This is a genomic window from Zobellia uliginosa, from assembly GCF_018860745.1.
GTDB lineage: Bacteria > Bacteroidota > Bacteroidia > Flavobacteriales > Flavobacteriaceae > Zobellia > Zobellia uliginosa_B.
Genome location: NZ_JAHKPY010000002.1, coordinates 35161 through 50172, shown reverse-complemented (window position 1 = coordinate 50172; position 15012 = coordinate 35161). Strand labels below are relative to the sequence as shown.

Annotated in this window: 11 protein-coding genes; 9 read left to right on the top strand and 2 right to left on the bottom strand. The window is 37.5% G+C overall.

Annotated features, from left to right (window positions below; genetic code table 11):
- Nucleotides 1-83 precede the first annotated feature (83 nt).
- Nucleotides 84-2630 carry an ATP-dependent Clp protease ATP-binding subunit gene (locus KO521_RS00900; RefSeq protein WP_215938045.1) on the top strand — a complete coding sequence of 849 codons (2547 nt, stop codon included), beginning with the start codon at nucleotides 84-86 and terminating at the stop codon, nucleotides 2628-2630.
- A gap of 202 nt (nucleotides 2631-2832) precedes the next feature.
- The gene (locus tag KO521_RS00895; RefSeq protein ID WP_215938044.1) at nucleotides 2833-3234 is read left to right on the top strand and encodes an STAS/SEC14 domain-containing protein; all 402 of its coding nucleotides are present in this window, start codon (nucleotides 2833-2835) and stop codon (nucleotides 3232-3234) included.
- 82 nt (nucleotides 3235-3316) lie between these two features.
- Here KO521_RS00895 and KO521_RS00890 read toward each other — a convergent pair whose 3' ends face one another.
- Complete coding sequence (locus tag KO521_RS00890) at nucleotides 3317-4873, bottom strand: NAD(P)H-hydrate dehydratase (protein ID WP_215938043.1); 1557 nt, start codon at nucleotides 4871-4873, stop codon at nucleotides 3317-3319.
- Between the two features lie 377 nt (nucleotides 4874-5250).
- On the opposite strand from KO521_RS00890, the gene thrA reads away from it, so the two are divergent.
- Genes thrA through thrC form a run of 3 tightly spaced genes read left to right on the top strand, consistent with a single transcriptional unit; the run spans nucleotide 5251 to nucleotide 9916 of the window.
- Nucleotides 5251-7695 (top strand): bifunctional aspartate kinase/homoserine dehydrogenase I, encoded by a 2445-nt coding sequence (gene thrA / locus KO521_RS00885; protein ID WP_215938042.1) that lies wholly within the window; start codon nucleotides 5251-5253, stop codon nucleotides 7693-7695.
- A gap of 2 nt (nucleotides 7696-7697) precedes the next feature.
- Nucleotides 7698-8621: a homoserine kinase gene (locus KO521_RS00880; RefSeq protein ID WP_215938041.1), complete on the top strand. Its 924-nt coding sequence runs from the start codon at nucleotides 7698-7700 to the stop codon at nucleotides 8619-8621.
- Nucleotides 8621-9916 carry a threonine synthase gene (gene thrC, locus KO521_RS00875; RefSeq protein ID WP_215938040.1) on the top strand — a complete coding sequence of 432 codons (1296 nt, stop codon included), beginning with the start codon at nucleotides 8621-8623 and terminating at the stop codon, nucleotides 9914-9916. Before KO521_RS00880 ends, thrC begins: the two co-directional genes overlap by 1 nt.
- Before the next feature lie 39 nt (nucleotides 9917-9955).
- Here thrC and KO521_RS00870 read toward each other — a convergent pair whose 3' ends face one another.
- A complete protein-coding gene (locus tag KO521_RS00870; protein WP_215938039.1) occupies nucleotides 9956-11569 on the bottom strand; it encodes an aminopeptidase P family protein in 1614 nt (537 codons plus the stop codon).
- Between the two features lie 141 nt (nucleotides 11570-11710).
- On the opposite strand from KO521_RS00870, the gene gcvT reads away from it, so the two are divergent.
- The 4 genes from gcvT to KO521_RS00850 all read left to right on the top strand — a co-directional run bounded on the left by gcvT (nucleotide 11711) and on the right by KO521_RS00850 (nucleotide 14914).
- A complete protein-coding gene (gcvT, locus tag KO521_RS00865; RefSeq protein WP_215938038.1) occupies nucleotides 11711-12796 on the top strand; it encodes a glycine cleavage system aminomethyltransferase GcvT in 1086 nt (361 codons plus the stop codon).
- Entirely contained in the window at nucleotides 12796-13710 is a 915-nt protein-coding gene (locus tag KO521_RS00860) for a glutaminase (protein ID WP_215938037.1), read from the top strand. The genes gcvT and KO521_RS00860 overlap by 1 nt, the downstream gene beginning before the upstream one ends.
- 3 nt (nucleotides 13711-13713) lie before the next feature.
- Nucleotides 13714-14535 (top strand): sugar nucleotide-binding protein, encoded by an 822-nt coding sequence (locus KO521_RS00855; RefSeq protein WP_215938036.1) that lies wholly within the window; start codon nucleotides 13714-13716, stop codon nucleotides 14533-14535.
- Between the two features lie 91 nt (nucleotides 14536-14626).
- Nucleotides 14627-14914, top strand: coding sequence for a 4a-hydroxytetrahydrobiopterin dehydratase (locus KO521_RS00850; RefSeq protein ID WP_215938035.1), 288 nt, complete (start codon nucleotides 14627-14629; stop codon nucleotides 14912-14914).
- Nucleotides 14915-15012: the final 98 nt, after the last annotated feature.

The following is a 15012-nucleotide window of genomic DNA, read 5'->3' as shown; positions in this document are numbered from 1 at the left end:
GGCCAACTTTATCTAATATTAGGTACACTATTTGCGTTAGATTGGTATAGTTTTACTAATTTTATAGATGAAAGGATAAATTTATGGATGATAATTTTTCACCGAGAGTAAAAGACGTAATTGCTTATAGTAAAGAAGAGGCGCTACGGTTAGGCCATGATTTCATTGGTACCGAGCATCTAATGTTGGGGCTTTTACGAGATGGTAACGGCAAAGCAATTAGTATTCTTGACGCTATGGAGGTCGATTTAGATCATCTTAGAAGAAAGGTCGAGATTCTTAGCCCTTCCAACCCAAACCCGAACACTTTGCAAAAAGATAAAAAGAACCTGCATTTGACGAGACAGGCAGAGCGCGCTCTAAAAACAACATTTTTAGAAGCCAAGCTTTTCCAAAGTTCATCGATCAATACCGCACATTTACTATTATGTATTTTGAGAAACGAAAATGACCCTACTACGAAACTACTTCATAAACTGAAAGTAGATTATGATGGAGTTAAGGAACAATTTAAATTTATGATCACAAGTGATGATGATATTGTAGACGCACCAACTTCCGAATCTTTCCCAAGTGATAACGACGATACCGAGGGTAAAGAAGGTAGCTTTGGTACTGCTGCGGGGCAAAAAGGAAATAAAAAATCAAAAACTCCAGTACTTGACAACTTTGGTCGTGATCTGACGCTTATGGCCGAGGAGAACAAACTAGACCCTGTAGTTGGTAGAGAAAAGGAGATTGAGCGTGTATCTCAAATTTTAAGTAGAAGAAAGAAGAACAATCCGTTATTAATAGGTGAACCTGGTGTTGGTAAAAGTGCCATAGCCGAAGGTCTGGCACTACGTATCATAAACAAAAAGGTTTCTCGTATCCTATATAACAAAAGGGTGGTAACGCTAGACTTAGCTTCTTTAGTTGCTGGTACAAAATATCGTGGTCAGTTTGAAGAACGTATGAAAGCGGTAATGAACGAACTTGAGAAGAATGATGACGTTATTCTTTTTATTGATGAAATCCATACCATTGTTGGTGCCGGTGGCGCAACAGGTAGCTTGGATGCTTCAAATATGTTCAAACCTGCCTTGGCAAGAGGTGAGATTCAATGTATTGGTGCAACAACTCTAGATGAGTACCGTCAGTATATTGAAAAAGACGGTGCTTTAGAAAGACGTTTCCAGAAGGTTATTGTAGAACCTACAACAGTTGATGAGACTATTGAGATTCTTCACAACATTAAAGGAAAATACGAAGACCACCACAATGTGACCTATACAGATGAGGCAATTATTGCATGTGTTAAGTTAACGAACCGTTACATGACGGACCGTTTCTTACCGGACAAAGCTATTGATGCCTTAGATGAGGCCGGTTCTCGTGTTCATATTGTAAATATGGATGTTCCCAAACAGATTCTAGAACTTGAAAAACAACTAGAAGATGTTCGTGAACTGAAGAACAGTGTAGTTAAAAAGCAGAAATACGAAGAAGCTGCCAAATTACGCGATGATGAAAAACGTCTTGAAAAAGACTTGGTAACCGCCCAAGAGAAATGGGAAGAAGACAGTAAGCTTCATAAAGAAATCGTTAGCGAGGATAATGTTGCTGATGTGGTTTCTATGATGAGCGGTATTCCCGTTAACAGAATAGCACAAACAGAAAGTAATAAATTAGCCGAATTACCTAGCCTTATAAAGTCTAATGTAATAGGGCAAGATGACGCAGTTGCAAAGGTTGCAAAGGCCATCCAAAGAAACCGTGCCGGACTAAAAGACCCGAACAAGCCTATTGGTTCGTTTATTTTCTTAGGTCAGACCGGTGTTGGCAAAACCCAATTGGCAAAAGTTTTGGCCAAAGAGCTTTTTGACTCTGAAGATGCGTTAATACGTATTGACATGAGTGAGTACATGGAAAAATTCGCTATTTCTAGATTAGTAGGAGCACCTCCGGGATACGTTGGTTACGAAGAAGGCGGTCAACTAACTGAAAAAGTGAGACGCAAGCCTTATTCTGTTATCTTATTAGATGAAGTTGAGAAAGCGCATCCAGACGTCTTTAACATGTTATTACAGGTCTTGGATGATGGATTCCTTACGGATAGCCTAGGAAGAAAAATTGATTTTAGAAATTCTATTATCATTATGACGTCTAATATTGGTGCCCGTAAGTTGAAAGATTTTGGACAAGGAATTGGTTTTGGAACCTCTGCAATGAAATCTCAAGAAGATAGTCATCAAAAGAGTGTTATTGAAGGCGCACTTAAAAAGGCGTTTGCTCCCGAGTTTTTAAATAGAATAGATGATGTTATTGTTTTCAACGCTTTAGAAAGAGAAGACATTCACAAAATCATTGATATTGAACTTCGTAAACTGTTCGCTAGAATTAAGGATATTGGTTATGAGCTAAGTCTTACGGACAAAGCTAAAGACTATATTGCAGACAAAGGTTTTGATAAGCAATATGGTGCCAGACCTTTAAAAAGGGCTATTCAAAAGTATATTGAAGATGCCTTGGCCGAAGAAATCGTAAACTCTAAACTTGAAGAGGGCGATACTATTCTTATGGATCTGGACGAAAAGAAAGAAGAACTTACAATAGACATTAAAAAAGCAGAAAAATCTTCTAATTCATAAACTTAACGTAGGAAATGTTAGCAAAGGGAGTCAATTAAATTGACTCCCTTTTTTCTTATGATAAAATTTACAAGTAAGAAACTCAACACATTTATATTCTTGCATTAGCACTATAAACGATATTTACGCTTTTAATCTATTATTTTTCTCAATAGGTTACGATACATCTACATTCGTCTCAGGACATTATAATATATTTAAGATGAAAGTGAGACGACCGAAGAAGACTATTATAGTCAGGGAGTATCAATTAGATGTTGGAAAAATACAGGTTTACGAAAACTATATGGTTTCGCTGTTTGATGAGGGGGCAACTCTTACATTGGAAAGAGTCTACCAAATCATAGGAATTTCAGAAATTCACTTTAGGGATAGAAACTTTGGCTATATCAGCTTAAGAAAGAATTCTTACGCCGTAGACCCTACTATTTACACCTATTTGAGACAACTGGACAACCTAAAGGCTTTAGCAATTGTTTCCGTTAAGGAGATAGATATGCACAACTTTAAAATTGAAAAATTGTTCTACAAAAAACCTATGAAATTCTTTATTGAATTTGATAATGCAGCAGCATGGGTCAAAAGACGTGTGAAAGCTAAATAACATTATATAATTCTACCAAAAATATAAAAGCCTCAGGATTTTAATCTTGAGGCTTTTATATTTATTTAGCTTTATTTTAGACCTATTGTTCTGGTGGCCTTTCATTTTCATTTGCCTCCGGTCTATTCTCAGGTTGTGTAAACAAATCAATAAAAGCAGCACCAATATTAGCTACAACATCAGTTGCCGTAAGAGCCTGATACCCTGTTTTTTCAACTGCAATATCTCCTGCCCTACCATGCAAATACACTCCAAAAACTGCTGCATTTAATGGATTGTATCCCTGAGCTATCAATCCGGTTATCATTCCAGTCAATACATCACCCGTACCACCTGTTCCCATACCAGGGTTTCCTGTGGTGTTTACATATCCTTTATCATTATAAATAGTTATGGTATGCGAACCTTTAATCACTAAAACACAATCGTATTTTTTTGAAAATGCTTTTGCCTTATCAAGCTTGTCAAAATCTCCTTTCCAACTACCTATTAATCGTTCCAATTCTTTTGGATGCGGTGTTAGTACGGTTTGAGCGGGTAATTTTTCAAGCAAATCATTATTCTCAGAAAGTATATTTAGTGCATCGGCATCAACAACCAAGGGCTTTTTATTTTCGGTCAAAAATCCGTCCAATGCTTTTACGGTGTTCTTATCTTTACCCAAGCCCACACCAATACCTATAACCGTTGGGTCTATATTAAATTCGATTTTAGAAACATGATTATCATCTGCATCGGTCAAAACCATTGCTTCTGGAAAATTCGTTTGCAATGGTACATATCCGCATTTGGGCACATACGCGGTAACCAGCCCGCTCCCCGATTGTAGACAGGCTTTTGAAGCCAAATGTACGGCTCCTATTTTTCCATAACTTCCTCCTATAATTAAACCATGCCCATGCGTACCCTTGTGGGAGAACTTCTCTCTAGGAATGTAAACAGGAAGCATTTCATTTTTACCTATAAGTTCATATTCCGTTTCGGTAGTTGTTAAAAACTCCGGATCTAGACCAATATCCAAAACTTCCCATTGTTCGGTAAAAATTCCGGTTTCCGGCAAGAAAAACACCAATTTAGGCACTTGAAAACTTAAGGTGTGATTCGCTTTCACCACCGCTTTTTCATCTTTTGGAACCTTGTCTGTAAACAATCCTGATGGTATATCTACAGAAAGTACAAAGGCTTGGGACTTTTGAATATGCTCAAATAAATTAACCACCCATGCATCTGGAGCGCGGTTCAGACCGATTCCAAAAATAGCATCAACTATAATATCATCTCTTCCAATTTCTGGTAAAACGGAATTTTCTTCTAAAAATTCAGGCCATATTTTCCGATCTTTTAATCGGTCTAAATTTAGCAAGAAATCATCTGATCGCTTCTTACTGTAATTTACAACGTATACCGCTATATTATAACCATGTTCCTGTAAATGGCGCGCCAGGGCAATCCCATCGCCACCATTGTTCCCTATACCGCAAAACAAATGAATTTTAACAGGCGCTCCTTGAATTCTTAAATGCAGCCAATTGAAGAGCTGTACAGCAGCCCCTTCCATTAACTGGTCACTAGAAATACCGTTCTTTTTTATGGTTGCCTTGTCGGCTTCATAAATTTGCTTTGCAGAAAAAATTTTCATGTAAAAAATTATAGAGTTATCTGGTTCTTAAGTATGTACCAAGCTATGAATTGTTAGTTCTGTATTAAAATGACAGGTTTACAGCCATAAATCATTGCGAAAATCTAACAAAAATTTGAATAATGTAAGTAATTAACATTAAGGCTCAATAACTAACAACAAAAATTTGATTAAGAATCCAAAAGTACTACATTTGATGCTTTCATTTTTACTATGTATAAGCATATCGCAAACATATCAACTGAATTTTTCTTCACGACCAATGGTTCAATCAACACGTTTGGCACCACAACCCCTTTGGGGTAGACAAAAACATATCAGTTCGTTATTGCGTTATTTCGCATCCAATCTATTTTTAAGAGTTAATTTCATCTAACATGAAAGTTTTAAAATTCGGCGGCACTTCCGTTGCCAACGCCTCTAACATATCATTAGTAAAAAATATCGTTGCCAATTTAAATACGGATAAGACCGTTGTTGTTGTATCCGCTTTTGGTGGTATCACAGACCTTTTATTGAATGCGGCATATTTGGCTTCATCGCAGAGTGAAGGTTACAAATCAATTTTAAAAGAAATTGAAGACCGACACTTAGAAACCACGAAGGCACTTATACATGTAAACGCTCAAAGTAAGGTACTAAGTAAGGTGAAAAGTGACATCAACACCTTGGAAACCCTATTAGAAGGAGCTTTCCTAATTGGTGAAATAACACCTAGACTCTCAGATAAAATCGTGAGCTATGGCGAACTTTTATCTTCATATATTATTAGTGAATATTTTGCTCAAGAAGGTTTAAATGCAGGATATGTAGATAGCAGAGAACTTATAAAAACTAATAATATTAATGGCAAGGCCAATGTCAATTTTAATTTGACAAATGCTAATTGCGCGAAGTTTTTTGATAAAGACAACCATAAGATAATTGTCATGGGAGGTTTTATTGCTTCCTCTGAAAATGGTAATTCTACAACCTTAGGCCGTGGAGGTTCAGATTATACCGCCGCCATTTTAGCTGCCGCTATCAATGCAGAGTTTTTAGAAATCTGGACAGATGTTAGTGGTATGTTCACCGCTAATCCTAAATTAGTAAAGCAAGCCAAAGCTATACCACATATATCGTATGAAGAGGCTATGGAACTTTCTCATTTTGGCGCTAAGGTCTTATACCCACCAACTATTCAACCTGTGTTGGCAAAAGGAATTTCCATTGTCATTAAAAATACTTTTGAACCTGATAATGCAGGTACTCTAATCACTAAAAACAAGAATGAAAAAGGCAAGACGGTTCGCGGGATAAGCCATGTTGAAAATATTGCACTGCTGTCTCTTGAAGGCCCAGGAATGGTAGGAATACCAGGTACTTCCAAACGATTCTTTGAAGTGCTATCCCAAGCTGAAATTAGTGTAGTGCTTATCACTCAAGCGTCTTCTGAACATTCCATTTGCGTGGGCATTTCCGCGGATGATATTGACAGGGCTTCGGAAGTTGTAAACACCGCTTTTGAATATGAAATAGAACGCGGAAAAATAAAGCCGGTCATCGCAGAAAAAGATTTGGCAATTATAGCTTTGGTTGGCGATAATATGAAAAGCCATCAAGGTTTGAGCGGTAAAATGTTCAGTACTTTAGGAAAGAACAACGTAAATCTACGTGTTATTGCGCAAGGTGCTTCCGAGCGAAATATTTCAGCAGTTATCAAAAAAGAAGACGTTAAGAAAGCCCTTAATGCGCTTCACGAAGAGTTTTTTGAGGAAAACATAAAACAGTTAAACCTGTTTGTAATGGGTGTTGGTAATGTTGGTTCTAAATTCTTGAACCAAGTATATCAACAGAAGAAGTTCTTAAAAGAAAACCTAAAGTTGAATATACGTGTAGTTGGTATGTCCAATTCCCGTACGATGGTATTTAACGAAACTGGAATTCCCCTTAAAAATTGGGAAGAAGCTCTAACCAGTGGTCAAAAAGCGGACAAGGCTGAGTTCATGAAAAAGGTGAACGCGTTGAATTACCGCAATAGTATTTTTGTTGATAATACCGCAAGCGCAGAGGTTTCTCAAACATACAACACCTATTTAGGCAATAGCATTTCGGTGGTAACTTGTAATAAAATTGCTTGTTCATCAGCTTTTGAAAACTATCAGGAATTAAAGTCGCTCGCTCGTACTTATAACGCTCCGTTTCTATTCGAAACCAATGTTGGCGCAGGATTACCGATTATTGACACCCTAAAGCATTTGATTGCCTCTGGCGATAAAATCCTCAAAATTCAGGCTGTACTTTCAGGAAGTCTAAACTTTGTTTTCAATAATTTTAATGACACTACCACTTTTCACGATATCGTAAAACAAGCACAGGAGGAAGGTTACACGGAACCCGACCCAAAAATAGATTTGAGCGGTGTTGATGTTATGCGGAAAATATTAATTCTTGCTAGAGAGAGTGGGAATCAATTAGAAATTACCGATATCGAAAATAAATCGTTCTTACCACAAGAAAGCCTTGACACGGATAACAACAATGACTTTTTTGCTTCGCTAATAAAGCATGAAGATGATTTTCAGGCCATGTATAAAAAAGCTAATGATGCCAATAGCAAACTAAAATATGTGGCCCAGTTCGAAGACGGAAAAGCTAGTGTAGGACTACAGGCTATACCAAAAGGACACGATTTCTATAACTTGGAAGGAAGTGACAATATCGTCTTATTTTACACGGAGCGCTACCCAAATCAGCCTATGATCATAAAAGGTGCCGGTGCAGGTGCCGATGTTACTGCATCCGGTATTTTTGCCGATATCATCAGAATTGGAAATTTCTAGTTATGGAGGAAATTAAAGTATTTTGCCCTGCCACAATAGCAAATGTTTCATGCGGATTTGACGTTTTAGGTGTCGCTCTTGATAATGTAGGCGACACAATGGTTATTCGTAAAACCCAAGAAAAAGACATACGAATCACCAAACTTGAAGGTCAAGATTTACCTATGGAAACGCTTCAAAACGTTGCAGGCGTAGCAGGTTTGGCATTATTGGAAAAAAGTGATTACGAAGGTGGGTTTGAAATAGAAATCTATAAAAAAATAAAAGCCGGTAGCGGTATTGGAAGCAGTGCAGCCAGTTCCACAGGTGCCGTTTGGGCCATGAACGAACTGCTTGGAAAACCTTTTTCAACGCTTGAACTCGTTCAATTTTCTATGGAAGGTGAACGATTGGCCAGTGGTGTAGCCCATGCAGATAATGTAGCTCCTGCACTATTTGGCGGTTTTACGTTGGTACGCAGTTACAGCCCATTGGATGTTGTACCCATTCATACACCCAATGACCTGTATGCAACGGTAATCCATCCGCAGATAGAAGTTAAGACGTCGGATTCGAGAAAAATACTGAAAACCAATATTACTTTGGCGGACGGCATTAAACAATGGGGTAATGTAGGCGGACTCATAGCCGGACTATACACCGAAGATTACGACCTCATAGGACGCTCTTTAGAAGACCATATTGTTGAACCCATCCGTTCAATTCTTATTCCTGGTTTTGACAAAGTCAAAAGCGAGGCGCTAAGGGCTGGTGCTTTAGGTAGCGGCATTTCAGGTTCGGGTCCATCTATTTTCGCATTCAGCAAAGGTATAGACACCGCGAATAAAGTTGCAACGGCAATAAAAGAAGTGTACAAGAACATCGGTATAGATTATGATGTTCATGTTTCTAAAATTAATAGTCAAGGAATTAAGACCATATACTAATGAATTTTTACAGTCTGAATAAAAAAGCTCCTGAAGTTTCATTTAAGGATGCCGTAATTAAGGGAATTGCACCTGATAAAGGGCTTTATTTTCCTGAGAAAATAGAGCCTTTACCAAAGCGTTTCTTTGAACAAATTGAAGATTTAACGAATCATGAGATTGCATTTAATGCAATTCATCAATTTGTATCCAAGGAAATACCAAATGAAAGGCTTAGAGAAATCATTGCCAAAGTACTTGACTTTGATTTTCCTGTTGTAGAAATCGAAGAAAACGTTTCTACCTTAGAACTTTTTCATGGTCCAACTATGGCTTTTAAAGATGTAGGTGCTCGATTTATGGCCAACTGTCTGGGTTACTTCTCTGAAGGAGAAAAGCAAGATGTGACCGTGCTAGTAGCTACTTCTGGTGATACCGGAGGTGCCGTTGCCAATGGCTTTTTAGGTGTGGAAGGAGTACGTGTTGTTATTTTATATCCTGACGGAAAAGTTAGCGACATTCAAGAACGACAATTGACCACCTTGGGTCAGAATATAACCGCTCTTAGAGTTGATGGTACTTTTGATGATTGTCAAAAAATGGTGAAGACCGCATTTTTAGATGAAACGCTTCTAGAAAAGATGCAATTGACATCTGCAAACTCTATTAATGTGGCACGTTGGCTGCCACAATTATTCTACTTCCTTTTTGCTTACAAACAAGCGAAATCACAAGGAAAGGAAATTGTCTTTTCTATACCAAGCGGGAACTTCGGAAACGTTTGTGCCGGAATGGTAGCGCAACGTCTAGGTATGCCTGTAAAGCATTTTATAGCTTCTACCAACGTAAACGATACCGTACCCGAGTTCATGAAAACTGAGGAGTACAAGCCAAAACCATCTACTGCAACAATATCAAATGCTATGGATGTGGGCGACCCAAGTAACTTTATTCGCATTAGACATTTATACCAAGACAATTTTGAAGCTCTAAAAGAAAACCTTTCTTCGTATTCCTTTTCAGATGCCGAAACTAGAGAGACCATGAAGAAAATATACGGTGAAAGCGGATATGTTGCGGACCCGCATGGAGCTGTAGGCTATTTAGGGCTCAAAAAATATCAAGAGTTGCATCCTGATGTTTATGGTATTTTCTTAGAAACCGCGCATCCTGTGAAGTTTCTGGATGTTGTTGAAGAAACCATTGGCAAGCAGGTTGCTATTCCTGAACAAATTAAAAAGGTGATGGACAGGGAGAAAAAATCTATCTCAATAAAAGAGTATAATGAATTAAAACAATATCTCTTGAATAGGTAAAAACAAAAGTCCCCTAAAGAAATTTTAGGGGATTTTTTATTACTCCAAAGTTGGAAGTTCAAACTGATCCAGCGGACTGGGCTGCTTCATTACTTTTTCTATTTCCTCGGCTTTTCTGGGCGCCATTGCCGATAAATTTACCGGACCATCTTTCGTTATAAGTATATCATCTTCTATACGTACGGCTATACCCCACCACTTTTCATCACAATCACTATTTTCTGGAATATAAATACCGGGCTCAACAGTAATTACCGTATTCTCTTGAAAAGGTTGATACGTACCCTTATCATGAACATCTAAACCTAAATAATGCGAAGTTCCATGTGGAAAATAGATACGTGCATCTTCTTCTTTAGTTATGATTCCTAATTTCATCAAACCTGCGGTAACTACTTTACTGGCCGCTTCTCCTGGCGCTTGAAACGGTGCTCCAAGGGTACTTGCCTTAATACCAGCTTCCTGCGCATCATAAACAATATCGTATATCAGTTTTTGTTCCTTTGAAAATTTTCCGTTAGCAGGTATCGTTCTCGTAACATCCGCCGTGTAACCATGGTACTCCGCACCTAAATCCATCAACACCAAATCATTCCCTACTTTAGGCTTGTTGTTTTCAATATAATGCAAAATACAGCCGTTATGGCCTCCTCCTACAATAGACGGGTAGCCTTCGTATTCCGCTCCATATTTTTTATATACATATTCGTGAACCCCTTGAATCTCGGTCTCTGACATATTTGGGTGCATGGCTTTCATTACTTCCACTTGGCCCACAGCTGAAATTTCAATTGCCTTTTTTAACAAGACCATTTCTTCCGCCAATTTGGTTTCACGTAATGAAGATAAAATTTCATTCAACATGGAAGAGTTTAAATTATTGGCTTCTAGCTTTAAACTTACCTTCTCCTTTATTTCACTTCTTAATTTATCATCTTCGGCATTTACAAAACCACTTATAAGTTCATCTTCCTGAAGTTTTTCATCCCTGTTAAGGTATCTCCCTAAAATTTGCGCCACATTGGCGCTATTCTCAATATCCGTAGATGTAATCATAGAATAGAACCTGTCTTTAGAACTATCAAAATCAGCAGGGTAATCAACTTTCGTTTTAAAGGTTTGAATCAAATTATACAAATCCGCTTCATCGCTTGAATCCCGATAATCATTTTCAAAATCAAAAAACAACACTTTGTCAAATTCCTGAAAGTTGATTGGAATATCTTTAAAAGCACTTCCGTTAAAAGCTGCTTCAAAACCGAGTTTACTTTTTACCCCCTCAATTCCTAATCTTTTTCCGTTCCATTGCTCCGCCCTAGGGTTTCTTTCTTGCACATATATTAACTCGTTACCTTCAATCCCCTGTGCGGTCTGGTCTTCAGAAAAAATAAGCAGTAGTGCATTGGGCTCATTGTAACCGGTCAGATAATAAAAATCAGGGTCTTGATGGTACACATAGTCCACATCATTAGCTCGGTTTCTAACTGCATTTGCAAAAACTACGGCCACACTATTTACTGGCATCATTTTCCGTACCGCTTCCCTTCTCCCTTTGTGAAAATCCGCAGAAAGAAAATCTTCCGGAGTATCTTGAGCTATACCCGCTAAAGGAGCCAATAACACAATCGCTAATACGTAAAATAGTCTCACCATAGTATTTATTTTAAAAGATTGTTTTTGAGTATTATAATACTTGCTTAGGTAATTTACAAAGATTATGTAAAACATAATAAAGCACAATTATACTAAAGTTAAATATTTCAATAGCTTTGTACACTTAAATACAGAATTGCAATGAAAAATACTGCATTAAGCCAGACCCATGAAGCCCTAGGAGCTAAAATGGTACCCTTTGCAGGGTATAACATGCCTGTTTCTTATGAAGGCATAAATGTAGAACACGAAACGGTTCGTAAAGGTGTAGGCGTTTTTGATGTTTCCCATATGGGCGAGTTTCTGATTGAAGGCCCAAATGCCTTAGAACTAATCCAAAAAGTGTCTTCTAACGATGCTTCTAAACTTACCATAGGAAAAGCCCAATATAGTTGTCTCCCTAACGAAACGGGTGGAATTGTTGATGACCTTATTGTTTATCGGGTTAAAGAAGAAACCTATCTCTTGGTGGTAAATGCTTCCAATATAGATAAAGATTGGTTACATATATCAAAATACAATAAAGAGATTGGCGCAGCTATGCGTAATATTTCCGATGGATTTTCTCTTTTGGCCATACAAGGTCCAAAAGCGGTTGAAGCCATGCAATCCCTTACCTCCGTGGATTTGGCAAATATTAAATTTTACAATTTTGTTGTGGCAGATTTTGCCGGAATAGAAAATGTAATCATATCGGCAACCGGATATACAGGTTCTGGCGGATTTGAAATTTATTGTAAGAACACAGAAGTGTTACAAGTTTGGGACAAAGTTTTTAATGCTGGTGCGGATTACGGTATAAAACCTATTGGTCTTGCCGCTAGAGATACACTACGCCTTGAAATGGGTTATTGTTTATACGGAAATGATATTGATGATAGTACTTCTCCGTTTGAAGCTGGCTTGGGCTGGATTACCAAATTCACTAAAGATTTTGTCAACAGCGAAACATTGGCCAAGATAAAAGCACACGCCCCAGAACGCAAACTCATTGGTTTTGAATTGGATGAAAGAGGCATTCCCAGACAGGGATATGATATAGTGGACGGGCAAGGGAATAAAATTGGAGTTGTTACATCGGGTACCATGTCACCTTCTTTAGGAAAAGGAATCGGTCTAGGTTATGTCCCTCAAGTTTTTTCTGAAATTGGCTCCCAAATACACATTCAAGTACGGAAAAAAGCGATACCTGCAACCGTAGTTAAGCCTCCATTTTACAAAGCATAATGATAGATTATCAAACTATAATAAATAAAATTGCAGGCAATTCCAAGGTAGCTACCAATAGAGGCGTGGTTGCTTCCTATATTCCTGAATTGGCAAATGTAGATTTACAAAAATTTGGAATCTTCATTTTAGATGCAAATAAGAATACTTATAGCGCTGGACAGGCTATGGAAGGCTTTTCTATTCAAAGTATTTCTAAAGTACTGACTCTTGCATTTTCTTTTGGTCTGGTTGGAGATGAGCTTTGGAAAAGGGTTGACGTTGAGCCTTCTGGTGACCCGTTTAATCACCTATCCCTTTTGGAACAGGAAAATGGAATCCCTAGAAATCCGTTTATAAATGCGGGAGCCCTTGTTATTGCAGATGTTTTGGTCTCTCATTTAAAAAACCCCAAAGAAGAGTTTTTAAAATTTGTTCAAGAATTGACAAATGATACCTCTATTCGTTACAATGAAAAGGTAGCGCTCTCAGAAAAAAAGACGGGATTTAAAAACTACGCAGCAGCCAATTTATTGAAGTCCTATGGCAATTTACATAATGATGTAGATTCTGTTCTTGACTTGTATTTTTACCAATGCTCCTTAGAAATGAACTGTAAACAATTGACCGATGCTTTTTATATTTTCATGAATCACGGCACCTGCCAAAGGGGAAAAAACTATTTAAATCTAACCCAGGTAAAGCGAATAAACGCATTAATGTTAACTTGTGGCTTTTATGATGAAGCCGGCGAATTTGCTTTTGAAGTTGGTCTTCCCGGAAAAAGTGGTGTTGGCGGTGGCATAGTAGCTTTACTTCCTAATACCTACTGTGTTGCAACATGGTCTCCCGGTTTAAATCCAAAAGGCAATTCCAAATTAGGGATGGCAGCCTTAGAGGAATTAACAACAAAAACAGGACACTCAATTTTTTAAGGATTGGAGATAAAAAAAATTTTAATCATTGGGGGAAGCGGCTTTTTAGGTAACGCTATCTATAAAGAACTATGCCCCTATTTTAATACATTTGGCACATATAATTCTGCGAGAAGATCATTTGATAAAAATCAACAATTCGTAAAATATGACATGGAAGAGGATGATATATATACCATCCTTGAAAATATAAAACCACAAATAATTATCTCTGCAGTTCGTGGTAATTTTGCTGCTCAAATATTGGCACATCAACATATTGTAGAATATTTAAAAGAGAATGATTGTAGGTTATACTTTCTTTCTTCCGCCAATGTGTTCGATACTTATAGAAAATATCCGTCTTACGAGTATGACAAAACTTTATCCGAAAGCGTATATGGTAGACTGAAGATAAAAATAGAGAACATGTTACTTAGGCTACCCCAAAATAAAATGGCTATTCTACGTATTCCAATGGTTTTTGGTAATAGCTCTCCTAGAATCAAGGGCATCAAAAAGTTCATCTGGGAAAACGCACCTATTGAAGTGTTTCCCAACCTAGTGCTAAATGTTACGAACGATGATAAGTTGACTCAACAAATTCATTACTTGATCAATAGGAACAAAACCGGTATTTTTCACTTGGGAAGTAAAGACCTTGTTCATCATGAAGATTTTATAAAAGAAGTGGTAGAACGTATTGGCGATTTTAGTCCTATTTACAAACGGGTTTTTACCTCCAATGAAGAGCGCTATCTTGCTGTTTTACCAAAAGACAATAAATTACCGAAAAACCTACAATACGGATATCAGGATATTATTGACCATCATGTAATGCGCTAGCCTTACAGCCAGAGAAACTATTGCCAAAGACTTTAGAATTGCTTATTTTCATATACACCTTAAGCACAAAACAAACACCAATTAGAACATTATGAAAAAATTACCGGAGCAAGAAATTGAAAGTCAACTAAAACAACTAAATGGTTGGGAGTATGTTGATGGTGCAATCGAAACCTCTTTTGAATTCAAGGATTTTAAAGATGCCTTTTCAGTCATGACCCGTATTGCGTTTGAATGCGAAGCGCAAGGACATCACCCTGATTGGAGCAACGTTTACAACTCATTGAATATTAGACTTAACACCCACGATGCGGAGGGTATTACCGAAAAAGATTTTAAACTCGCTCACAGCATTGAAGAAATTATAGAAAGTGAATAGCTAATTATTTGCTATAAAAACGAAATAATCAAAGTTCTTTTGAATAGATGCGGCGGGGTTACTTGCAACCATTACCATTTTTATTAAATTTGCTATCT